General features: G+C 50.3%; 21 protein-coding genes. 20 read left to right on the top strand and 1 reads right to left on the bottom strand.

The window, feature by feature from the left end:
• Positions 1–6 precede the first annotated feature (6 nt).
• Positions 7–891, bottom strand: coding sequence for a LysR family transcriptional regulator (locus AWJ19_RS13010; protein WP_068724285.1), 885 nt, complete (start codon positions 889–891; stop codon positions 7–9).
• A 105-nt stretch (positions 892–996) separates the two neighbouring features.
• Between AWJ19_RS13010 and zwf the strand changes: the two genes are divergently transcribed.
• From zwf to AWJ19_RS12920, 20 genes are all read left to right on the top strand, one after another.
• Positions 997–2508 (top strand): glucose-6-phosphate dehydrogenase, encoded by a 1512-nt coding sequence (gene zwf, locus AWJ19_RS13005; protein ID WP_068724283.1) that lies wholly within the window; start codon positions 997–999, stop codon positions 2506–2508.
• Positions 2509–2619: 111 nt separating this feature from the next.
• A complete protein-coding gene (gene fsa / locus AWJ19_RS13000; RefSeq protein ID WP_068724281.1) occupies positions 2620–3288 on the top strand; it encodes a fructose-6-phosphate aldolase in 669 nt (222 codons plus the stop codon).
• Positions 3289–3322: 34 nt separating this feature from the next.
• Positions 3323–4741 (top strand): NADP-dependent phosphogluconate dehydrogenase, encoded by a 1419-nt coding sequence (gndA, locus tag AWJ19_RS12995; protein WP_068724279.1) that lies wholly within the window; start codon positions 3323–3325, stop codon positions 4739–4741.
• A 120-nt stretch (positions 4742–4861) separates the two neighbouring features.
• Positions 4862–5863, top strand: a complete 1002-nt coding sequence (locus AWJ19_RS12990; RefSeq protein ID WP_068724277.1) for an ROK family protein — start codon at positions 4862–4864, stop codon at positions 5861–5863.
• A gap of 85 nt (positions 5864–5948) precedes the next feature.
• Positions 5949–6329, top strand: a complete 381-nt coding sequence (locus AWJ19_RS12985; protein WP_068724276.1) for a VOC family protein — start codon at positions 5949–5951, stop codon at positions 6327–6329.
• Positions 6330–6366: 37 nt separating this feature from the next.
• Positions 6367–7584: an MFS transporter gene (locus tag AWJ19_RS12980; protein WP_068724274.1), complete on the top strand. Its 1218-nt coding sequence runs from the start codon at positions 6367–6369 to the stop codon at positions 7582–7584.
• A 22-nt stretch (positions 7585–7606) separates the two neighbouring features.
• Complete coding sequence (locus tag AWJ19_RS12975; RefSeq protein ID WP_068724272.1) at positions 7607–8218, top strand: sugar O-acetyltransferase; 612 nt, start codon at positions 7607–7609, stop codon at positions 8216–8218.
• 191 nt (positions 8219–8409) lie between these two features.
• Positions 8410–8862 (top strand): MarR family winged helix-turn-helix transcriptional regulator, encoded by a 453-nt coding sequence (locus AWJ19_RS12970; protein ID WP_068724270.1) that lies wholly within the window; start codon positions 8410–8412, stop codon positions 8860–8862.
• Positions 8863–8891: 29 nt separating this feature from the next.
• On the top strand, positions 8892–9407 hold the full coding sequence (locus AWJ19_RS12965; protein WP_068724268.1) for a GNAT family N-acetyltransferase: 516 nt from the start codon (positions 8892–8894) through the stop codon (positions 9405–9407).
• A gap of 129 nt (positions 9408–9536) precedes the next feature.
• A complete protein-coding gene (locus AWJ19_RS12960) occupies positions 9537–10577 on the top strand; it encodes a LacI family DNA-binding transcriptional regulator (protein ID WP_068724266.1) in 1041 nt (346 codons plus the stop codon).
• A gap of 194 nt (positions 10578–10771) precedes the next feature.
• Positions 10772–12337, top strand: coding sequence for a hypothetical protein (locus AWJ19_RS36565; RefSeq protein WP_241781723.1), 1566 nt, complete (start codon positions 10772–10774; stop codon positions 12335–12337).
• Positions 12338–12369: 32 nt separating this feature from the next.
• Positions 12370–13212 carry a hypothetical protein gene (locus tag AWJ19_RS36560; protein ID WP_241781722.1) on the top strand — a complete coding sequence of 281 codons (843 nt, stop codon included), beginning with the start codon at positions 12370–12372 and terminating at the stop codon, positions 13210–13212.
• 133 nt (positions 13213–13345) lie between these two features.
• A complete protein-coding gene (locus AWJ19_RS12950; RefSeq protein WP_068724264.1) occupies positions 13346–14767 on the top strand; it encodes a sugar ABC transporter substrate-binding protein in 1422 nt (473 codons plus the stop codon).
• A 39-nt stretch (positions 14768–14806) separates the two neighbouring features.
• Positions 14807–15787, top strand: a complete 981-nt coding sequence (locus tag AWJ19_RS12945; RefSeq protein ID WP_068724263.1) for a sugar ABC transporter permease — start codon at positions 14807–14809, stop codon at positions 15785–15787.
• Positions 15784–16608, top strand: coding sequence for a carbohydrate ABC transporter permease (locus AWJ19_RS12940; RefSeq protein ID WP_157890002.1), 825 nt, complete (start codon positions 15784–15786; stop codon positions 16606–16608). The genes AWJ19_RS12945 and AWJ19_RS12940 overlap by 4 nt, the downstream gene beginning before the upstream one ends.
• A 71-nt stretch (positions 16609–16679) precedes the next feature.
• Complete coding sequence (locus AWJ19_RS12935) at positions 16680–19346, top strand: hypothetical protein (RefSeq protein ID WP_068724261.1); 2667 nt, start codon at positions 16680–16682, stop codon at positions 19344–19346.
• Between the two features lie 2 nt (positions 19347–19348).
• The gene (locus AWJ19_RS12930; RefSeq protein ID WP_068724259.1) at positions 19349–23026 is read left to right on the top strand and encodes an S-layer homology domain-containing protein; all 3678 of its coding nucleotides are present in this window, start codon (positions 19349–19351) and stop codon (positions 23024–23026) included.
• Positions 23027–23189: 163 nt separating this feature from the next.
• Entirely contained in the window at positions 23190–23780 is a 591-nt protein-coding gene (locus AWJ19_RS12925) for a HEAT repeat domain-containing protein (protein ID WP_068724257.1), read from the top strand.
• Between the two features lie 46 nt (positions 23781–23826).
• Positions 23827–24456 (top strand): hypothetical protein, encoded by a 630-nt coding sequence (locus tag AWJ19_RS34780; RefSeq protein WP_128083586.1) that lies wholly within the window; start codon positions 23827–23829, stop codon positions 24454–24456.
• 26 nt (positions 24457–24482) lie between these two features.
• Positions 24483–24833, top strand: coding sequence for a DUF3221 domain-containing protein (locus AWJ19_RS12920; protein ID WP_068724255.1), 351 nt, complete (start codon positions 24483–24485; stop codon positions 24831–24833).
• The last annotated feature ends 34 nt before the right edge of the window (positions 24834–24867 follow it).

Below are 24867 nucleotides of genomic sequence, written 5' to 3'. Positions count from 1 at the left end.
AAAGCCTCACACTGTCCCCGTAATCTCAATGAACTTGCTCGCCGCCGTGGTCAGCGGCATGTTGCGCATGGTCATGATACCCACCTGTGCCGGTGGCAGCTGAACATCCAGCTTAATCTCGAACAGCGAGCCTTCCTCCAGTTCCTTGGAGACGAACTCGCGGGTGACGAAGGAGATACCGAGCCCTTTGCGGGCGAATTCGATCAGCAGTCCTACGCTGCCGACCTCTATTTCCGGCTTCAGCTCATAGCCGTAGCCCCGGAACAGGTCGCTTACGGCTGTACGGGCGCGGCTTCTGCGGGAGAAAAGAATGATCGGATGGCGAAGCAGCTCTTCGATGGTAAGCACCTTATCCTTAAGCTCCGGGTAATGGCTGCTCCCGGCAATGAAGCAGTCCTGCAGCTGGAGCCCCTGCCACACCTCCAGCTGGGGATCGGCGATCGGAATGCGGACGACACCCAGATCGACCTGGCCCTCTTTTAGATAAGAGATGACTTCCGGGGTGGTTCCATGGATGAGATGCAGCCGGATGCCGGGATAGCGCTGATGAAAGGTCTCTATAAAAGGCAACAGATAATGCTTGAACAGGGAGTCACTGCCGCCGATACGTAGCTCACCGTTGTCAAGATTTTTAAGCTCGGCCATCTTCTTCTCCGCCTGGGTGATGAGGATGTGGGACTGTTCAATGTAGGAGTAGAGTGTGGCTCCCTCCGGGGTAAAGGCAACGCCTTTGGAATTGCGGTTGAACAGGGTAAGACCAAAGCTGTCCTCCAGCTGCTTGATGGCATGGCTGACGCTCGGCTGGGTGATAAACAGCACTTTTGCAGCCTGTGACAGGCTTCCGGTCTTGGCTGCCCAGTAAAAAACCTTGTATAATTCGAAGTTGTTCATAGACACAGTCTATAGCTCCTGTACGATATATTAATTACTTGTATAGCTCGTATTTGTATTATAGTGTAACAAGGAAAGATAAACCAGAGCAGAAGGAGAATCGAGATGGAGGCGACCACATTTGTTTTATTCGGAGCAACAGGAGACCTGGCCCGCAGAAAAATTTATCCTGCACTCTACAACCTGTTTCTCGACCACAAGCTGCATGATTCCTTCGCTGTAATTGGTCTTGGCAGAAGAGAAGTCACTGATGAAGCTTACCAGGCTATGGTGGAGCGTTCGCTCCGGGATTTCTCCCGGCGTGAAGTGAAGGACACAGCGTCCGTACGCAGCTTCCTGAAGGCCTTCCGATATAATGTGCTGGATGTCGGGCACACCGAAGATTACGTGAAGCTGCTGGAACGGGTAGAGCATGTTGAAACAGGCATGGGCAGCACACCTAACCGGATGTTTTACTTGTCGGTGGGGCCGGAGTTTTTTGAGCCGATTGCCCTGAACATTGAGGCCAGCGGCCTCGGAGCAGCGAAAGGCTGGAAGCGGCTGGTCATTGAGAAGCCCTTCGGGCATGATCTGCAGTCTGCGCAGGAGCTGAATCTGACGCTCAGCAAAGCTTTTACCGAGGAAGAAATTTACCGGATTGACCATTACCTGGGCAAACCGATGGTGCAGGAGCTGGACGTATTCCAGCAGACCAACCCGGTGCTGCATGCACTCTGGAACAACCGTTATATTGCCAATGTCCAGATCACCGCTGCTGAAACGGTTGGAGTCGAGGAAAGAGCCGGATACTATGATCATGTCGGAGCACTAAGAGACATGTTCCAAAATCATATGCTGCAGCTGCTGATGATGCTGGCGATCCGCCTGCCTAAGGACAGCTCTGCTGACGAAGTCCGCTTTAAGAAAAGAGAAGTGATGGAAGCACTCGAGCCGCTGGATGAAGCGAATATAGAAGCCAGTGTTATCAGAGGCCAATATACCGCAGGTGCAATTAAAGGCATACCGGTTCCCGGCTACCGTTCTGAACCAGGAATTTCCGCCGGATCGATGAACGATACGTTTATCGCCGCCAGACTGCAGATTGATGATCCGTTCTGGAAGGGCGTTCCCTTCTATATCCGGACAGGCAAACGCATGAAGGAGAAGTCGACACGGATCGTCATCGAATTCAAAGAGCCGCTGAAGCAAAGCTCAACCCTAGAAGAGGATGATATTCCTAATCTGCTGGTATTCGAGATCAGCCCGAATGAAGGCATTACTTTGCAGCTCAAGGCCAGAGATCCGCGGAACAAAGGCAAGTTCAAGGCCGTGCACATCGACTTCCATACAAGCTCCATCGAGGTGCCGGAGGCGTACGAGAACCTGATCCATGATGCGCTGAACGGGGACCCGTCGTTCTTTGCCCACTGGAATGAGGTAGAGCTGTCCTGGAAATGGGTGCAGCCGATCCTGAACGCTTTTGCCGGCAATTCCGTACCGTTATATTCCTATGCCGCAGGTTCACACGGACCGGCTGAGTCTGACCAGCTGCTGGCGCAGGACGGCCATCATTGGTGGCTGGATGCCCCGGTTGACGAGGAAAGCGAGATTGCTCTGCCGGATGCTTCAAATTTTTAAATCAAATATTGATAAAAATGAACTTGAAGTATACCAAATTAGGGAAGAGTGCTCCTATAGATTGCCAAAGTTCATTTTATATAGTTCAACTAAAAACTGGAGGTTACCACAATGAAATTTTTTATCGACACAGCAAATGTAGAAGACATCAAAAAAGCATACAAAATCGGAGTCCTGTCCGGGGTTACCACCAATCCGTCACTCGTTGCCAAAGAGGGCGTGAAATTTGAAGACCGCATTGCTGAGATTCTCCAGACTGTACCTGAAGTGGAATCCGTATCCGCTGAAGTAACGCCTGACGCTGTAACTGCAGAGCAGATGATTGCCGAAGCCGATGAGCTGATCAAGATCAACAATTATGATAAAAATATTACGATCAAGCTGCCTATGACCATTGCCGGTCTGGAAGCCTGCCGTTACCTGACCCAAAAAGGTGTAAAAACCAACGTGACCCTGATCTTCACCGTGAACCAGGCGCTGCTGGCTGCCCGTGCCGGAGCCACTTATGTATCTCCGTTCCTCGGCCGTCTTGATGATATTTCCGAGGATGGCGTTCAGCTGATTGTAAAAGTTGCTGAGCTGTTCCGCATTCACAAGCTGGATGCCCAGATTATCGCCGCTTCCGTCCGCCATCCGGACCACGTTACCCGTGTAGCCATGGCTGGTGCGCATATCGCCACAATTCCGTTCAGCGTAATTGAACAGATCTCCAAGCATCCTCTGACTGATCAGGGCCTGGAAAAGTTCGCAGCTGACTGGAAGAAGGCTCCGCAGGTTTAATAATCCGGAATATACAAAGGGAGGCTTATTGAGGATGGGTAAACAGCAAATTGGCGTGGTCGGACTGGCCGTAATGGGTAAGAACCTGGCCATGAATATGGAGAGCAAGGGATTTTCGGTAGCCGTATATAACCGTTCTTCTGAAAAGACGGATGAACTGCTGGCTGAAGCAGCCGGTAAAAACTTCGTTGGAGCATACAGCATTGAGGAGTTCGTACAATCGCTGGAGCTGCCGCGCAAAATCATGATTATGGTTAAAGCAGGCAAGCCGACTGATGATACAATTCAGCAGCTGGTTCCGTTTCTTTCGCCGGGCGACATTCTGATTGACGGCGGCAACGCCTTTTTCCCTGACACACAGCGCCGCAACAAAGAGCTGCAGGCTCAGGGCTTCCGCTTCATCGGTGCAGGTGTATCCGGCGGTGAAGAAGGCGCACTGAAAGGGCCGGCGATTATGCCGGGCGGCCAGCAGGATGCTTACGAGCTTGTTGAACCGATTCTGACAGCTATCTCCGCTAAAGTGGACGGCGATCCGTGCTCGACCTACATTGGACCGGACGGTGCCGGACACTATGTCAAAATGGTCCATAACGGCATCGAGTACGGTGATATGCAGCTGATCGGTGAAGCTTACCAGCTGCTGAAGGATGTGCTGGGTCTTGATACCGCTGAACTGCATGAGATTTTTGCCGAGTGGAACCGCGGCGAGCTGAGCAGCTACCTGATCGAGATTACTGCCGACATCTTTGCCAAAGCTGACCCGGAAACCGGCAAGCCGATGGTCGATGTCATCCTTGATTCCGCCGGCCAGAAGGGCACGGGGAAATGGACCAGCCAGAACGCACTGGATCTTGGCGTACCGCTGTCCATCATCACCGAATCCGTCTTTGCCCGCTTCCTGTCTGCGATGAAGGAAGAGCGTGTAGCGGCCAGCAAGCGCCTGCAGGGACCTGAGGTCAAGAGCTTTGAAGGGGATGCCAAGGAATTCATTGAAGCTGTCCGCAAAGCGCTGTACGCCAGCAAAATCGCCTCCTACGCCCAGGGCTTCGCCCAGATGCGCGTAGCATCGGACGAATACAACTGGAACCTGAACTACGGCAGCATCGCTATGATCTTCCGCGGCGGCTGCATCATCCGTGCCGGCTTCCTGCAGAATATCAAGGATGCCTATGACCGTGATCCTGAGCTGAAGAACCTGTTCCTGGATGAGTATTTCAGCAATGTTGTCCATAACTACCAGGATGCTTGGAGAGAAGTTGTGGCATTGGCTGTTAAACGCGGTATTCCGGTTCCGGCGTTTGCTTCCGGTCTTGCCTACTATGACAGCTACCGTTCCGAAAGACTCCCTGCCAACCTGCTGCAGGCTCAGCGTGACTACTTCGGTGCACATACCTTTGAACGTGTTGACAAGCCAGGCAGCTTCCATTTCCAGTGGATGAGCCAGGGCGAATAATCTGATAGATGTAAGAAGTCCGGGTCTCTCGACCCGGGCTTTTTCCTTTTATGGAGGATCAAGACTTGATAGGCGCTTATATGCTATGATCTTGTTATTACGACCCAGGAAGAGGTTATTATGAAGAACGCAAATGCCAATCTGATGAAGGAAATCAATCTGAATAATGTGCGCCAGGTGATGAAGCGTGCCGGGACTGCAACCAAGCCGCAGCTGGCCGCGCTGACAAAGCTTAGCGTGGTTACGGTCAACTCGCTCGTCAAGGAGCTGCTGGATTCAAAGGAACTCTTTGAAGACCAGACAGCTGCATCCGGAGGAGGCCGACCGGCCCTGACCTACCGGTTCAACTATGATCATAGCCAGGCGCTGGTTATTTATTTGAAGGAGAATCAAGGGCAGCGCGTTGCTTCTGCAGCTGTAATCAATCTGGAAAACCGGATCGTGAGCCAAAAGGAATATGTGCTGCCTGCCTTTGAACAGCAGTATTTTGCTGACATCATCCATGGCTTTTTAATTGCCTGTCCGCAGGTGAAAGTAATCGGCATGGGTATTCCGGGGCAGATTGTTAACGGCAGAATCGTTGTAGCCAGTCACCACGAGCTGCAGGGCGCTACGTTGATTGAAGAACTGGAGCAGCAGTTTAAACTGCCGGTTATGGTGGAGAATGATGTCAACGCAGCGGTGTTTGGCTACCAGGCCTCACGGGGAGAAGCAGACGGGCAATGTATAACGGGGATCTACTTTCCGCAGAAGTATCCGCCCGGTATGGGCATTTATCTTAACGCCAATATCATCAGAGGCAAAAACGGCATGGCCGGAGAGATTAAATTCCTCCCGCAAAAGATCGACTGGTACGCTGAAATCAGTGAGAATGTATTACTGGAGGCGGCCTGCCGTATTATTCAGAGCGTTAACGCCGTTCTTGCCCCGGATCAAATCGTGATCTATCAGGAGATGACAGATGCTGAACGCTGGAATGAATTCTGGAAAGGCTATCAGGTCCGGGAACCGATGCCGCATTATCCTGAAGTGATTCTGAGCAATACGTTTCAGGCTGATTACGAAGCTGGGATGCGCATGTTGACTTTGCAAAAGCTTAATCCTATGCCGGTACAATTTTAGTAATGTATTGACAAAGAGTGAATGGTAGCGCATATTAAGTAAAGACACTTTATAAAGTAGTTGTAATAACGAAGGAGCTTAGGATATGAAAATAGAACATGTCGCCATGTATGTCCAGGATCTGGAATCAGCCAAAACGTTTTTCGTTACTTTCTTTCAGGCTATACCCGGTGAATTATACCATAATCCAGTCACCGGCTTACGTACCTACTTTTTAGCCTTCGAGGGCGGTGCACGCCTAGAAATTATGAACAGACCTGGTATGGAGCAGGAAAATGGGCTGAAGCGCACAGGGCTCATCCATCTGGCGTTCAGTGTTGGCAGCAAAACCAGGGTTGACGCGTTAACACAGGAGCTGAAGCAAGCCGGCTATACCATTTTGAGCGGTCCCCGTACAACAGGAGACGGCTATTATGAGAGCTGCATTCTCGGATTTGAGGATAATCAGATCGAAATCACGGTTTAACATCTTATCTAAATTTATGTGTTGAAAGAGGGATTGTATGGCAACCTGGTTTCTTGTCATTATTTATCTGGCCTTTATCAGCCTGGGGCTCCCGGATTCCCTGCTTGGCTCCGCCTGGCCGGTTATGCAGCCTGAATTGAATGCATCATTAGATTCAGCAGGTGTAATCGCCATGATTATCGCAGCCGGAACCATTGTATCCAGCCTGGCCAGCGGGAAAATGATTGAATGGCTGGGCACCGGTAAAGTCACCTTGATCAGCTGCTTGATGACAGCAGCTGCGCTGCTCGGCTTCTCGGCCGCTCCTTCGCTATTGTGGCTGCTGCTGCTGGCGATTCCCTTAGGCCTCGGAGCAGGCTCGGTTGATGCGGCACTCAACAATTATGTTGCAGCCCACTACAAAGCGCATCATATGAACTGGCTGCACTGCTTCTGGGGAGTAGGGGCAACGATGGGGCCTATCATTATGTCCTTCTATATGGCGGATCAGGGCTCCTGGCGCGGCGGTTATGCAGCAGTTGCTGTAATCCAGTTTGCGCTGGTCGTTATTTTACTCGTAACGCTGCCGCTATGGTCCAGGATCGCCGCTGTTCATGAGCGGAACAAGGCGGGAGAGGAGCCGGAAGCGGAACATTACAGGGATGACAAAGGTACAACTGGAGCATCCGCCAAGACTAATATTTTCGGGATTAAAGGGGTAAAAACGACCCTGATCGCTTTTCTGTTCTATTGCGGGGTAGAGATGACCGTCGGCTTATGGGGAGCCAGCTTCCTTGTAGGAACTCGGGAACTGGATGCACAGACTGCCGCCGCGTGGATCTCCATGTATTATGGGGGGATTACCGTCGGACGTCTTCTCTCGGGCTTCATTACGTTAAAGGTGAACAATAAAATACTGATCCGCTCGGGACAGCTTGTTGCTATGGCTGGAGGCATACTATTGCTGCTGCCTCTCCCGGATTCTTTTCTGCTGGTTGGCCTGATCCTGATCGGCCTCGGGCTGGCACCAATTTACCCCGGGCTGCTGCATGAGACACCGGCACGCTTCGGCAAAGAAAATTCCACCCGTCTCATGGGCTATCAGATGGCTGTTGCCTATACGGGAACGACGCTGCTGCCGCCGTTATTCGGTTTTATTGCCGCTAAGACTACTGTAGCCATTTTCCCGTTCACGGTTCTGCTGTTCCTGAGCCTGATGTTTATGAGTGCCGAAAATGTTAATCGGGTAATCCGCACCAAACGGACCGGAATTTAAAAAGGAAAGGACGCTGAAAGCAATGAATCAAAAAGAACGCATGCTGGCCGGACTGCCTTATAAAGCGTGGCTGGATGGTCTGATGGAAGAGCGTACCGAGAATAAGCGTAAGGTTCAGCAGTACAATCAGCTGCGCCCGGATGAACGGGCCAGACAGGAGGAGCTTATCCGCAGCATTCTGGGAAAGGCCGGCAAGGGAGTACACATAGAGCCGCCTTTTTATTGTGATTACGGCTTGAATATTGAGGCGGGCGACAATTTCTATGCCAATTTCAATTGTACAATTCTCGATGTCGGCAAGGTTAAGATCGGCAACAATGTAATGTTCGCCCCTAATGTATCTCTCTATACAGCAGGCCATCCTATTCACCCTGATTCGCGAAATTCCGGCTATGAGTATGGCATTGCTATTACGATTGGAGATAACGTCTGGATAGGCGGAAATGTGGTCGTCACTCCGGGAGTTACAATAGGCCGCAATGCTGTAATCGGGGCAGGCAGTGTGGTAACGAAGGATATTCCGGACAATGTGATTGCCGCAGGAAATCCTTGTCGAGTGATCCGTGAGATTACGGAAGAGGACCGGAAATATTATTTCAAGGACAGGGAATTCGATGTTGAGGATTACCGGTAAAAAATCCGGAAATAGCAGTCCTGCTGCAAGGTGCATTTGTATTGTTGGCGATTGGCTGACAAGCAGGTGCACTTTTTTTCAGGTGAAAAGGATTTAATATGCTTAACTAATCAGTAGGCACAGGATAATTGTTGTATTTACAACAAATAAGAGATATTATTAATACTATTAAAAGGATGGGAGCGGCCGCCATGAAGGAAATTCTGCGCGAAATCGGGATGATTGCCAGAGCCCTTGATTCGATCAGCAATATAGAATTTAAAGAGTTCGACCTGACAAAAGGTCAATACCTCTACCTTGTGCGCATCTGTGAGCACCCGGGTATTATACAGGAGAAGGTGGCTGAAATGCTCAAGGTTGACCGAACTACTGCTGCCCGGGCAATCCAGAAGCTTGAACATAACGGACTGGTCGAGAAGAGGGATGATCCGCATAACCGGAAGATTAACCGGCTTTTTCCCACTGCCAAGGGAGAGCAGGTTTTTCCTTTTATTATGAGAGAACATGCGCATTCGGACAACGTGGCTCTGGCGGGATTATCCGAATCAGAGACAGATATCTTGTTCCAGCTTTTGCAGCGGGTCAGAAAGAATGTGGAAATGGACTGGGAATCGGTAAAGAAGGGCATTAAACGCGAATATTGATTGCATAAAGTAAAGGAGCCGCTAACGAAATGAATATCACGATCAAACAATGCACCATGGACGATCTGAAGGAACTTCAAGCCCTTAGTATTGAAACCTTCGATGAGACCTTCAAAGATCAGAATTCGCCGGAGGTTATGAAGGATTATCTGGACAAGGCTTTTTCTGCTGAGAAGCTGGAGCAGGAGCTGACACGGCCGGGCTCGGAATTCTTTTTTGTCATGGTGAACGGGGAACCTGCCGGCTATCTTAAGCTAAACATAGATGAAGCCCAATCCGAAGCTATGGGCCCGGACACGCTCGAAATTGAGAGGATCTACATCAGCAGCAGATATCATGGAATGGGGCTTGGAAAAAACCTGATCATCCATGCGCTTAATAACGCGGTCACGCACAACAAAACCCGTATCTGGCTGGGAGTATGGGAGAAGAACGGGCCGGCCATCGGTTTTTATCAAAAAATGGGGTTTGTACAGACTGGCACACATATCTTCCAGATGGGCGATGAAGCGCAGACCGATTTTATTATGGAAAAGTCGCTATAAAACCGGAATTACTGTAATGAAAGGGCTTGCGGAAATACCAATGTTATGGTAAGTTTTAGGAGTAACAAGAAATCTAAACGTTTAAATAGCTTATGGACGATGGTTCGGATGCTTAGACAGGAGTAGCCTATGAGGAAAACCAGCATCAAGGACATTGCACTCAAGGCCAATGTTTCCATTGCTACCGTCTCTTATGTGCTTAACGGTACCCGGAATGTGCGTCCTGAAACCCACAGGCGGGTGACCGAGGCCATAGAGGAACTGAATTACAAGCCTAATGATATTGCCAAGAGCCTGAAACGCAACCGGACAAATACAATTGGGGTCATTGCCGAGGATATCACGGTGTTTAACGCACCGGAGATTATCGACGGTATCAATGATTTCGGAGACCGGCATGATCTGCAAATCCTGCTCGTCAATCTCCGGCTGGATAAGCGGATTGGCCGTAATTTCGGAGATACGGAGGTTTACCGCAAGTATGCCTTGAACGCCGTATCTGAGCTGCTCCGCAAGCAAGTGGACGGAATCATTTATATCGGTGTACACACCCGTGATCTGACCGGACTTATTGATGTTGAAGGCAAGCCTATTGTTTATACCTATGGGTATACGCAGGACAATTTATCCATCCAGTTTAACGATGAACAGGCCTCTTTTGAAGCGATGGCTTATCTGGTCAGCAAAGGACACCGGCGGATTGCCATTATCAGCGGACTAATGGATTCTATTCCATCCAGACACCGGCTGAAGGGATACTATAGAGCTGTCACTGAATTTGAGCTGCCGTTCGATCCCGTGCTGATCAAGATGGGGGATTGGGAGCGGGAATCCGGCTACCGGCTGACCGGCGAGCTGCTTGACCTGCCCGAGCCGCCGACAGCCATCCTGTCGATGAATGATGTGATGGTGGTCGGTGTTCTGCAGATGGCAGGCGAGCGCGGCGTCAGCATCCCCGGGAACCTCTCGGTCATCGGCTTCGATAACCGCGAATTCAGCGACTATCTTCAGCCGAGTATTACGACGATGGGCCTGCCGCTGCATGAGATGGGCTTTCAGGCAATGGAATCACTGTACCAGCTGATTAACGGAAATCAGGTGCAGCAGCTGAAGATGCCTGAATGCCGCCTGATTGAGCGCAGCTCCGTGAAAGATCTGAACAATGAATGATGTGAACACAAGCAGAAACGGTTACGCCGTCCTTAACAGGACGGTATCCGGTTCTGTAGGAAAGATAAGGACAGAGGATTGGTGAAATCTAAATTTTTCTTATCTTTTTAAATAAAGTTGTGATCTCACATCATTTTTTCTTTTTAATCAATTTAAACGTTTAAATTAGCAGCAGATACGAAAGAGGTGATGACGTGACGGCTATACTGGGCAATGAAAAGTACAGAATCGCCCTAAACAGGAGGGGAGCGGTAGAGTTGCTTGTCCTGCAGGAAGATCCCTATCTGATGAACTGGGTCATGAATCCGCAATATTTACAGGAGACGGGATACGGGGATGATGAAGATAAGCAGTTCGGGGAGTGGGAGCTGAAAGCGGATGGGGAGGTGCTGAACAGCAGCAGCTTTATCCCGCAGATCACTCAGGAAGGTCCCGGCCAGGCTGCTGTAGAATTTAATACTTCACGTATTAAACTTTCTATGGTATATAGTTTGAAAGGTGAGCAGCTGCTTTGGAGAATTATGTTAACCAACACCTCTGCTCAGCCTGTTCATGTAGAAGGTTTCCATGTCTGGTTATCGCTCGCCTATATTATGTTTCGGGATGTAAATGTATTGCGCAACATGCGCGAATCCTGCGCTGTGCATCCCCATCTTGGCGGTGATTTCGCCAAATTTGCAGCTGTGCGGCGCAGCAATGAAGGTCCCCATCTCGGAATATACGGCCTGGCGGGCAGGACTGTGACGTCTGGCTCTTATTGCCGTTATAGTAACCGCTTTCTTGAGCAGGTGTCACCCTCCCTTGACGGTCTGCTCTATCACCGGCTGTCCCTGGTTGAAGACGGAACATCTATGAACGCTTCAGCTGCTGCAGACTGGATTTATGGTTCTGCTTACGAAATGTTAAGTCTGGCTCCCGGAGAACTGAAAGGATGGGATTACAGTTTTCTCCCGTTTAGTGACATGGAGGATTTTTACCGCCGGGGCGAAACGCTCGGACATCCCCGCTGGAGCTATACACCTGTACTGCCTGCCGGCGGAGTATTTCAGGCTTCCCTACATATGCCGGAGGGTGTGACGGTGAAGGAAATGCGGTTATACAGCGCGCCGGGTGATTCACAAGATATCATTCTGGAGGATGTTACAGCAGCGCTGATTCCGGAATCTGCCGGAACCGGACCTGCCGGGAGAAGCAGCGGAGGAACCTCTTATAACGTCTCCCTCCGGCGGAACATCCCGGGTGAGCACAAGCTGGAGCTGGTGCTTGATGACGGCCGCAGCGATGTGCTGATCTGGAACGTATTGGAACCGGTAAGCACATTGCTCGGAAAACGGGCGGAGTGGATGTGCGCCAACAGCTATGCAGGCTCAGATGCAGCAGAACGCCCCTACGCCTTCCGTCCGCTGTCGAATCAGGGGGAATCCCTGGGGAAGCTGGCCTTTCTGCTAATGAACAACAGGATGACCGGCCCTGTCCCGGGGCAAGTGGCCATAGCCGAAAAGGCAGCGGCACTGGATATGCGCACCCATTGGTTCGAGGGCGGGGATTTCTCACGGCCACGGGCGCTGTACGGAGACTTTTACCGGATATACGATTTTGACTATATCGCACATGTATATTATCTGCTGTCGCAAATGGAGGATGACCTGCTACAGCTGCATCCTGCAGAGGAATATCTGCAATGGGCTGCCGAGGTTATGTGTATGCGGCTTGATCCTGACGCTCATCCCGGCAGCGCGAAAAGGACGAATCCCGGTTAAACGGTGTGTTTATCCTCTATATAGAGGAACTCATGTCCGCCCTGCAGACAGCGGGCCTGACAATTTGGCAATCCCGGCTGCAGCAGCTTTGGGAAGCCTTCGGCCGCTCCATGAATGTAGGTGTGCGGCATTACAGCGGGGCGGTTACCGAGCATTTTTATGATAATGCCGGTTTTGGCCCGACGTGCCAGGCATTATGCCTGCTGGGTAATACCGCCGAAGCTGCGCGCTATGGCCAGCTGATTCTCGCCAACATCGGCTTCAGCAACGATTACCGGCTGCAGAATCCTGACCGCTGGTGGGAAGCCTTGTCCCCGATGATTCATTCCTTATGGGGCGGTCTGGTAGCTTCTTCTGCACTGTTTGCTTATGAGCATTTAGGAGATCCCGCCTACCTGGAGGCAGCTTACCGCGCTACAATGGCTGTATTTAACTGCTACGACTGGAATGTGCGCTCAACGCCGCGCCGCCTGTCACCCGGTGAAGCAGCTTCGACCTACAGCGTGGCAGCTCCGAACCTGAACATGCCCGATCTCTCGCGGAACCGCTTCGGACAGTCGGTGTTTGTAGGTGCCAGTGATCCATTATTCGCTGCACTTTTCGCTGACGTGTCAGGTGACGACTGGGACATGGGGGAAGAACTGGCAGCGTATCTGCTGGGCTTCGGAACCACCGCTTACCTGTACCGGGACAGCAGCGGCCGGCTGAAATGTGTCAACGGATTCATTACCGAGGAGCAGGATGGCCTGTCCATTACAAGCTACGCGGCCTATCCTTCCAGATATATGTTGCTGGAGGATAATCTGGAATTCCGTGCGCCTGAAGGCACGCTGCAGCCGACAATCCGGCTTATCCATGGACAATTCACTGTTTAGCATAAGAGTCCAAGTAATTGAAGCGCAGCAGCGCGGGACACTGAAGCTCTGCTGCACAAATCCCGTTTTTAAGTTAAACGATTAAACTCGTTTTTCTTAAACTATATAGCTCTATCAAAAGGAGGAACAAAAGATGAAGGTTGGCAAGCGTACGCTGGTGCTGTCTCTGGCCATAACCATGGCACTTTCAGCGCTGACAGGCTGCACAGGCAATTCGGACAACCAGGGCAACAGCAGCAATGCGGCACAGGAGGGCACCAATGCCCCGGATTCTGCCGGGAACAGCAAAGATAACGCTGCAAAAGACATTACACTGGAACTGCTGTATTGGGGGGATGATGTACAGAAAAAGCTGGTTGAAGCGGCTACAGAGAAATATACAGCCGATACCGGAATCAAGATCAACGCGCAGGTGCTGCCGGCGGACGGGACCTTTGACACCTTTATCCAGACCCGGCTGCAATCCGGCGAGCTGCCGGACATCAGCTACATGGGGGAAGGGGATATCCAGAAGTATAACGAAATGGGCATTCTGGCCGATATTTCAGATCTTTTGACGGACGGAAGTATTCCTGAGAAGCTGCCTGCCATTACGATTCATTCTCCTGAGCAAAAAGTAATTGGAGTGGGCCTGTCCAATCAGCTGGAGCTGCTCTTCTATAGCAAAGCAAAATTCGATGAAGCAGGAATTGCCTATCCTCCGACCAAAGTGGAAGAGGCCTGGGACTGGGATACCTTTGTTGCCAATGCCAAGAAGCTGACCAAGGATTCCAAAGGCAAAACAGCCGCAGAGGAAGGCTTCAATGCTGATCTGACCGAGAATTACGGGCTGGGCTTCACCGCAGGGCGTGAATTCCACCATTTCTGGGCTGCAAATGCGAACGGCGGGGGAATTGTCTCTCCGGACGGCAAAGAGTTCCAGTGGGATTCTCCGGAAAGTGCCGAAGGCATCCAGAAGCTGGCTGACCTCGTCAACAAAGACAAGGTAGCATCCCCGTTCACCTATACCTGGAGCACAGGAATCGGTTCGGCGGTCGACGCTCTCAGCGGCGGCTATGCAATGGCCATCAGCGGATCCTGGGATCTTGCGAACATCAAGGGGAATGAAGACATCGGGGTAGGCGTCCTGCCGAAAATGAAGAAAGCGGTAACAATGAACGCCGGCGCTCCGCTTGTCGTGTACAACACCTCCAAACACATTGAAGAAGCAAAAAAATTCTACGCCTATATGGTTAATCCGGAGAATAGTCTGGAGCTGCTGAAAAGCGGAGCATGGCTGCCGAACCAGGCAGACTGGTATACCGACGCCGCACTGGTTGATAAATGGAGTTCTGAGCTTCCTGTAAGCGCCAAAGAAACGATTCTCAGCTACAGCACCACCAAGGATGCTATCGTACAATGGCCTGCCTATTATGTTCCTGCCTATCTCAAGATGAACACTGAATATGAAAAGTCAATCGACCAGGCACTGTCCGGCAGCAAAAGCGTTAAGGAAATCTTCGACTCCATCATGCCTGTCATCAAGTCGCTGTGGGAGAGCGGCAAAGTATCCTAGCACTTATTAATCCCTTTATGTGAAAAGAGGGCTGTACAGATGAACCCAGAAAGCAAAACCAGTCCGGCGCCCGTCCCTGTTCCCAAACAGGCCAAGGGTGCCACCAAGGAAGCCGTTGCCGGTTATTTGTTCGCTGCGCCTGCCATCATCGGTTTTCTCGTATTGACCTTGTACCCTATGGTGGCCAGCTTCATTTACAGTTTTCATAAAATAACGATTATGAGCGGCAGTCAGATCATGGAATGGATCGGTCTGGATAACTACATCTATATCTTCAGCAATCCCAGCTCCGAGTTTAAAAAATCAATAACAGTTACCCTCGTTTATGCTTTTGTCAATGTGGTGCTCGTTATTGTATTTTGCCTGATCGTTGCACTGCTGCTGAACCGCAGGTTCATCGGCAGGAATATGCTGCGGGCGGTCTTCTTTCTGCCTTCCGTGGTGCCGATGCTGGCAACGACCATTGTATGGCAGATGCTGCTGCAAAATCAGGCCAAAGGCGGACTTGTCAACTGGATTCTGCTGCAGCTGGGTATAGCGCCCGTTGAGTTTCTGACAGACCCGGTTCAGATTTTCAGCACTCTGTTCATCATGAGCTTATGGACCTGCGGCGGGACAATTGTTGTCTTCATTGCCACACTGCAGGATGTTCCCGGCGAGCTGCTGGAGGCGATCGAAATGGACGGGGGCAATGCCTGGCACAAGTTCCTGAAGGTCACCTATCCGACGATCAAGCCGGTGCTGTTCTTCCAGCTGATAATGTGTATGATGACCTCTATTCAGATTTACACCCAGAGCGTCGTGCTGTCGAGAAACGGTGCCCCTGACCGGATGACCTATTTCATCAATGTTATGATCTATGATCATTCCTTTGTACAGGTCGGCATGCGCGGGCTGGCTTCTGCTGAAGCATGGATCGTATTCCTGATTACGCTTGTTATTACAGTTGTACTATTCTATTTCCAGGGTGCCCTGAAGCGGGACGATTCCATGGGCAAAAGGAAGAGGGTGAGAAGATGACGACTGCCACAGCAATGAAATATTCCAGCATCAAGCGGGCTAAAAGCAGAAGCAAAGCTATCCACGTAGCGCTAATTGCCGTCTCCTGCCTGCTTGCCGTAGTCTTCGCTTTTCCGCTCTATTGGCTGCTGCGCGGCGCCTTCGTCAGCCATTCGGAGATTCTGGCACGTCCGCCAGTCTTTTTCCCCAAGGAGCCCGGGATTGAAAACTTCCGGCTGGGCCTGGAGCGGATCCAGTTCCTGCGCCAGCTCTGGAACTCGGTATCCATTGTAGTTCCTTACGTCATCGGCACCGTGCTCACAACCAGCTTTGCCGGTTATGCCTTTGCCAAGCTGAGATTTCCGCTGCGCGGAATGTGGTTCGTGCTGGTCATCAGCAGTATGATGCTGCCGAGCGCCGTTACACTGCTCCCGCAATTTTCACTCTACACCTCGCTTGGCCTTGCCGGTAAGCCCGCGCTGATCATTCCTGCATTTTTCTGCGCCGGCGGTAACGCATATTTTGTCTTTCTGCTGCGGCAATTTTTTATGACGATCCCTGTGGAATTAAGCGAAGCGGCCAAAATTGACGGAGCCGGCCATTTTCGCATCTACTCCAGGATTATGCTGCCGCTCATCCGCCCGGCAATGATTGTGGTCGCATTATTCAGCTTCATCAACTGCTGGAACGAGTTTTTCTACACGATGATTTATCTGAAGACGGAAGCCGATTACACGCTGCCGATGGGTCTTTATATCGTCAACGGAATGCGGATTCGAACTATGAGCAGGTCATGGCCCTTGCACTGGTCGTCACCGCTCCCTGCCTGGTGTTTTTCCTGATCGGCAACAAATATTTTGTGGAAGGTATTACGTTGACAGGAATTAAAGGTTAGAGAGGAGACTAAGCAACTATGGCAAAGAAAAAGAAGTGGTCCCGCAAAATGTGGGTAGCGGCCTTATGTACAGCCGTTACCCTGAACGCCGGGATTGTCCCGGCATCGGCGAATTATACAACGGATTTTGTGCATGAAGGGGTAGGAACGGATTACGGTGAGGCCAAGTGGAAGCAAGGCAACCAGATTACAGCACAGCCGGTCGATTTCAGCCGGGAGACGATCGGGCAGATGATGCAGGCGATCGAGGATTTTGATTTTGCCAAGTTCGCACAGGACAACAGTGATCTTCCATGGATTGATTCTTTACTGGTCAATACAGGTGTAATTCCGGACGATGCCGGTGACGAGGGCGGAGCGAACACGCTGTACAGCCGCGGCAGTGCGCTATATATGAAGACCCAGGATAACTCCAAGCTCGGGTTCGTAGGTACAGTGCATTATGCCGATACGCTGAATAAAGACACGATGTACAGTATCTCACTGTCAACCGGAGCCGTGAATGAGGATAAGAGCAAACGCAAAAATTATCCCAGCCACGGCGATCAGACGTACAGCAGCGGCGGGCTGGAAATCAACCAGCGCAAATTCATATCCGCGTACAACAGCGCTGTAACACTTCTGAAGCTGACCAATAAGGGCAGTCAGCCGGTTACGGTCAAAATGACGGTGAAATCCCCTTTTGTGACCAAGGCGGAAGGTAATGAGTTAATCGGTACAAGGGTTGCTGCTCCATTAATGGTTGGACGAGCCGGTGAGCAGTATGTGGAGGCCATGTCATATGTTGATGTCCATCTCAGCGGGGACGGCATGAGCGCTTCCGGCAGTGAGCTGGTCAAAGAAATTACCGTTCCGGCCGGCGGCTCGGTGGATGAGAAGGTCGTGATGGGCTGGCTGGCCGAAGAGATTCCCGCTTCCAAAACGCAGTATGCCGCCTTCAAGGAAGCCGGTAACGATCAGGCGTTTGCCGATCAGGTCAAGCAGTACAACGAGTGGTGGGCACAGAATATCCCTTACATCGATATTCCTGATGAAAATGTGAAAAAGGTGCTTTACTACCGCTGGTGGTGTAACCGCTTTAATCTGCTCGAGGCCAACATTCCCGGGAACGACTGGCAGTTTCCGATGAACATGGAAGGGGTGCTCGGCTACAACAACGGCATCACAGTCAGCGTGCCCTGGGCGATGCAGGATCTGAAGTGGCTGCGTGATCCGTCCTATGCTTACGGCACCTGGCTGGCGCAGGGCGAATATTCCGAGAACGCCAACTATAAGAATAACCCCGGACGGCCTAACATCTGGACCTGGGATATGATGCAGAACTCGTCGCAGGTTGGCTGGGAGGCTTATAAAATCTACGGCGGCGGCGATAAGGTGCTGAAGAAGTTTGCCGATTTCTCTGCGAATGATGTGACAGGCACGCTGGCCCATTTTAAAGGCAATGATCCTAATCTGGTCTATTACAACCATGGCCCGATTACAGGCAATGACGGCGACACCGTCTCCATGCATTGGAAAGGCGGCGGCAATTATGCCCGACTGGACGGATCAGCAACAGCATATGCCAACGCAGTGGCTGCACAGCAGATGTACGAACAGCTTGGCGATACGGCAAAGGCCGCACAGATGAAGGACATTGCCGGTAAAATCCAGCAGGCCGTGCTTACAGGCATGTGGTATGACGAGAGTGATTTTGACGGTGACGGTGTAGCCGATACAAACGGGGAGGGCAGCTTTTTACACAAAAAAGTAGAAGGCACCAAGGATGTTTTTAACCCGTGGCGTGACAACAACATGTTTGTCTTCAATTTTGGCGTTGTGCCTAAAGCAGGCGAGAGCGGCTACGATCCCAAATATCTGACCCAGCTCTACGATTATGCCGATCCTGACTATTATCCAATCTTCCCGTTCTTTACAGCGGATCAGAACAGTATTATGAAGCGTGTTGAAGCGTTCAAAAACGGTGAAACCAGCGCCTTCGGCACAGACCAGTTCGCCTGGTGCAACTTCGGCAATTATATCAATACCGTCCGCGCGTCCCTGCGCTATTATCCGGTCAATAATATTGACAGCAGCACTTATAAAACCTTGTTTGACTGGGGCGCATGGCTGCATACCGTTGAGCCGGGCAATACGGATCATCTGGATTCTAATGAGTTTTTCTGGCTGGAGGATTATTTCTTCGGCACACCATGGACCAAGGACAACCCTCCGAACCCGAGCGGCAAAATGGTGCGTGCCTGGATTCACCACGATACACTCGGCATGATGAATTACACCGTACTGGAGGACATGGCCGGACTGCAGCCGCGAACCGATGATATTATCGAGCTGTGGCCGATCAATGTGGATTATGACCATTTTGCGGTAGACAATGTACGCTACCATGATGCTGACCTGACGATTGTCTGGCAGGACCCGGCTAAATACAGCGACAGCAACCCTTATTATGCAGGTATCCCGGCCGGTTACTCCTTGTTCATTAATGGTGAGCGCGTGCTGACCACTAACGAGATGTCCCATATCCTGTTTGATACAGCTACCGGCAAAGTAACCAAACCAACGGGAGATATTCCAGGTGCTGTAGGGGATAACACGAATACTAAGGTTCTTTTTGAAAAAAGCAGTGCAGTCCGGCTGGCATCGGCTGACGAGACAACACTTGCTAATAATGCAAAGCGGTAGACATGTTCAATAAAGCGGGCGTTGATGTCGTGCATAACGGCACAAATCTTGCGCTTGCCGCTGATACAAAGATTGAAGCAAGCTATATCAGAAACGGTTCGGATGTGAAAAAGCTCGCTGACGGCTCGACCATTGCTTCCATTACGCATACATCGAATACGGCACTGTTCGGCAGCTCACCCAATCCATCAGATAGCGTAACCTTTGATCTGGGAAACAGCAAGATAGTGGATAATGTAAAGGTCTACTTCTATAATGACCGCCGTCCTAACGGCTATAGTGCTCCACAAACGTTCGGTGTGGAATATCTGGATAAGGATGGAACGACCTGGAGACCAGTAGAGGATCAGTTCCGTTACCCGGATTATGTTACGGACAACTACAACAATGTTGAGTTTAAAGCGGTAGAGACTGCTGCCCTCCGTGTAAGCTTCACACATGCTTCCGGTTACTCGACCGGGATTAAAGAAATTCAGATCTACAACAATAATTTGACCGTAACACCCGCGGCTAACCGTGCCCCTAAGGTCATTCTGGAGACACCAGTGAAAGTGGAACAGGATGCGCAGCTGACCCTTGTGCCTGTCATACAGGATGACGGCATGCCAAGCGGCAAGCTCACTTATGAGTGGAAGCTGATTTCCGGTGAAGGCGCGGTTGAAGCGCCGGTGCTGAATCAGGCCGTCCTGAAGGCGAAATTCAAGGCAACTGGAGAATACAAATATGAGCTGACTGTCAGTGACGGGGAGCTGGCGACTACGATTGAAGTGCCGGTAACGGTATTCGTGGCGACAGCGGATCTGTCGGCGATGATCACCCAATTTGCGGCCAAAAATTCTCCGCTCGGCCCGCTTGTACGCAATCAGGATGACTATACGCCTGAATCCTGGCAGCAGCTGCAGACCGTGCTGACCGATGCCAAAGCGCTGCTGGCTTCTGCAGAGTATAGCCTGCAGGATATTCAGGATATGACAGGCCGGCTGCGGACGGCCATTAACAATCTGCGCTATAGAAATGCTGCGCTGCTGGCAGTCCCAAGCGCCTCCTATACTTCAGCCTGGGAGTCGGTCTATGCCATTAACGACGGTTATATTCCGCGAAATTCCAATAACCTTAATGACAAGTCCATCGAGACCCAGTACGGAAACTGGGGCGGTCCGGGTAACAGCCACTGGGTTCAGTACACCTGGCAGCGTCCGGTTACCCTGTCAGGAAGCTCACTGTACTTCTTCGATGACGGAGGCGGGGTAATCGTTCCGTCTGACTACCGCTTCGAATATTGGGACAGCGCTGCTGGTGCATTCGTACCGGTCAGCGGCCTGAGCGAGAAGAAAATGGCCAAAAACGCATTCAACGACGTTACGTTTAATGAAATCACCACCGACAGACTGCGGCTGACCATGGATAAGCAGGGCGGCTCATTCACAGGACTCAAGGAATGGCGGGCGATTTCCGCCAAAGCCGGAGGAGAGGAGCCGCTGCCGTCCGATCACGGCGCTATCACTGCTGTTGAGCCTGTATCCGTCAGCACTACGGTCAATGTTATGCCGGTTCTTCCCGGCAAAGTGACTGTAACCTATGCAGACAATACAAAAGGGCAGGCAGATGTGGTCTGGGATGAAATTCCGGAGAACAAGCTGACGATTGCGACGGATTTTGTGATCTTTGGCAAGCTTGAAGGCAGCGATGTGCGGGCAAGCTGCCGGATCTATGTCAAATACGACAAGTCCCGTCTGAAGACAGCCATTGATACAGCTGCCGACCCGGCGGTAAATGAAGAGCATTACGACGGGACCGCAGAGCAGTGGGAGGCACTGGCAGCCGCCCTTGCGGCCGCACAAGCCGTTTACGGTAACGATGCTTCAACCGAAGGGGATATTGACACCGCATATAAAGCCCTTAAAAATGCTTTTGAAGCTTTGACACCTGTAGCTGACCATGGTGCAGCTATTACTGGCATTACAATTCCAGGCGGTTCACTGGATCAGGTAGCTAAAGAAATTGTGGTGCCTGAAACGACGACCCTGGATCAGCTGAAAGAGGGATTAACCGTACGGGCTGGAGTTACCTTTGCGGTTTATGAAAGTGATCTGCTTACTCTGGCAACGAAACTGAAAACAGGCTATAAGGTTAAAGTAACGGGAACAGATCAAGTAACAACGGCAACCTATACGCTGGCGCTGACCACTGTTCAGACTCCGGTTAACACCGTTCTCCTCGAAGAGCAGCTGGCTGTGGCCAAAGCTTTGAAGCAGGAGCTGTATACGGAAGCAAGCTGGAAGCCGCTTGCTGAAGCTGTCAGTCATGCCGTACAGCTGCTGGAGAGCGGGACTGCCCGGCAGGCGGAGATCGACGAGGCCCTCGGCAGGCTGAAGTCAGCCATCGCGGGATTGCAGCTGGTACCTTCAGCAACACCGACACCGACGCCAACACCATCTCCGACTCCGTCGCCAACAGCTACACCGGTTGTAGCTATACCCGGTGGCACGGGCTATAATACGGCCAGCCCAAAACCATCGCCGAGTGCAGCTCCTGCGGTGAATAAGGGGACTATCCAGCTGCAGCCTTCGAGACCGGTGGATGGTAAGGTTGCTGTCAAAGTGGCAGCAAATGAGATCGAAGCTGCTGCGAAGGAGCTTATAAACGGTACACTGACTGTTTTAGTGAATTTTGATACTGCTGCTGGGAAGCAGGTGGCTGTAGAGCTTCCCATTAAGGCATTGGCAGGAGCTGCAACGGTAACTAGAGTGAAGGTGGACACCGGGTCTGCTGTCGTGATCCTCCCGCAGAGCATTTGGAAATCTTCAGCTGGCAGCAGTCTCACACTGCTGGTTCAAGCCGGAGATAGTACCGGATCTACTGAGAATGAAGCCGGGGTAATCAGCACAGTTACACTAAGCATTGACGGCGTGGCTGTTCCGGCAGAAGTGTTGCAGACACAAGGTATCCGCTTGGCGCTGCCGTATGTGATCAAAGCAGGTGATAAAGCCCATCAGGTCGTGGCTTACAGCTTGCTTGAAGACGGATCAACCCATACCGTTGCCGGCGGTAAATACGATGCGGCAGCGGGAATGCTGGAATTGAGCATGAAGCATAATGGAACCTATACCGTTCACAGCTCCAACATTGCCTTTACTGATTTGGTGAATGCAGCCTGGGCTACTGAAGGTATAGAAGCTCTGGCAGCGAGAGGGGCTATTGCGGGTACGGCTGAAGGCACCTTTAAGCCTGGAGCCAATGTGACACGCGGAGAGTTTATCAAGATTCTGATGAACGCCTTTGATCTTCTGGATAAGACAGCGGTGTCCACCTTCAGTGATGTAAGTCCAAATGTCTGGTACAGCCAATCTGTGGCCAGTGCACAGAAGCTGGGGATTGTGAACGGAAAAGGGGACGGCAGCTTCGGGGCCAATGACCAGATTACCCGCCAGGAAATCACTGTAATGATCTACCGGCTTGCGAATCTGTTGAAGGTTCCGTTAACTGCCGATGCCGGGACTCAGCCAGCTACGTTTACCGATACGAAGCAGCTTCAGCCGGATGCTCTGCAGGCAGTAGAAGCAGTAGGCAGCGCCGGACTGATTAACGGATTGCCGGACGGCCGCTTTGATCCGCAAGGTAAGGCTACACGTGCACAGGCAGCGGTTGTAATTTACCGGCTGCTGGGGCAATCGGAATAACATAGTAAGCCAGAGTACGACAAGCAGCCAGTTGAGAGATTCTCAACTGGCTGCTTTAATACTTATAAAAAGAGGTAATGAGGTAACCTTCGACGAAAAAGAAAATTGCATGACATTCAATGGGCGACATTTGAGCGACTGAACCGATTAAAAGAGGTGCACTATGGAGGATTGGCATAACATTATTCACGACCCGAATAAGGATATTTATCAGAAATTTGATGAACAGGTTGATACATTCTGGCGTTGGTCGAAAACAGTAAAGCAAGAATTCGAATGGGAAACCCTGTACCCTAACTGGGAGCTGCTCAATACAATATTTAATTCACTAATAGATACAACATCTTATGTTGATTGGGATCAGAGAACCATAAATAACTTGCTTTTTATAATTGGAAGAGACAATGAAAGTGAATTATTGATCCAAAAAGTAGCTGAGTACCCAAAGAGTATTCTTTTTCTCGGAAAAGAAGGCTTATCCTGCTCTGATGCTGATACTAAATGGCAATTAGCCCATTACCTAACTCATGCGAAATCTCTTCAGCCCGAGACAGAAGAGATCATTCTTAAGTATTTTGAAGACCAGAACGAATATGTAAGAAGAAGAGCACTGTTGGCACTAGGAATTTTAAAATCAAAATATGCAGAACAATGTGCGCTGGAATCTTGGAGAACGGGAATGAAGTATCAAAAACTGGCTGCATTAGAAGTATTAAATCAGATGAGCTCTCCACATTACTTAAGTTTGGTATAAATATTCTGAAAAGGATTTAAACGAGCTTAATGAAAAATTAATATCTTTGATAGGTAAAAACTTTAACGGTGTGACAATTACAGATACTTTAGTAGATTTAACAGAGCAGAAAATTCAGGTAGGCGTAAACGACTTGGATGAAAAAAAGAAGGTGATTTTAGAAAAGGCTTTTAACTCAGATATGTTGTCTATAAGAGAACCTGCTATCGTTTCCGATGATCTTGATAGAAACTCCTTTAGTCAAGGTACCAATAATGTTGGTGGAATGGGTGCAAGAGTCTATGGTGGAAATGTTGATGCAGCAACAATAGGTACAACAAGCTTATCGTATTCGAATGATCTCTATACATCTTCAAGTAGAGCAGGGTATTTTGATGCTGTTCAAGCAAACGACTTCGTAGGAAATATGGTTTGCATGTCCGGAGCTTCATCGGCCACTAATCCAGTATCGTGTGGAACTGTATTGAGTAAATCTGTATCATACAGTATTGATGGAGTAGCTTTTAGTGGCCTAAGATCTGCCAGTTATACATCTGCCCCTGGGGACAGTGGTGCGCCGACCTATTATAGTACTGTATTAATGGGAGTTAATAAAGGTCGTCATAATGGGAACGCAGTTTATTCGTATATCGGAAATGTCCTAAATGCTTTACCTGTTCAACCCATTTTAAATTAATGACGGGATATTCAAAGGAGAAAATCATGATTCAAAATCTCGGTTCTTTTATTATAAGGACTTCTCTTATCTTGTTTTCATGTTTCTTCCTGCTAACTGCATGCAGTAAGGATGTTGAGGTATTTAATGGGATCGTACACACAGTAGATTTTGAGAATAAGAGAATTTTGGTGATTTCTCAGTTGAAAGATAGTGATTTGAACAAGGATTACAAGGAACTTCTCAATTCTGGTGAGTACTCTCAGGTTATTTGGGTCAATAAAGTTGCACCTTCTGAATATGAAAAAGGAGATGAAATTGAAGTGTCTTATGAATCAAGTGATGATTTGTTTCCGGCACAAGTGAATGCCAAAAAAATTATCAAAGTCAAGAATTGAAAGTAATTGGCCCGCAGAAATGCGGGCCTTCGTA

Source organism: Paenibacillus sp. DMB5 (assembly GCF_001517085.1).
In the GTDB taxonomy this organism is placed as follows: domain Bacteria; phylum Bacillota; class Bacilli; order Paenibacillales; family Paenibacillaceae; genus Paenibacillus_AQ.
Note: the sequence above shows the minus strand (reverse complement) of the source record. Positions and strands in the feature narration are given on the sequence as shown.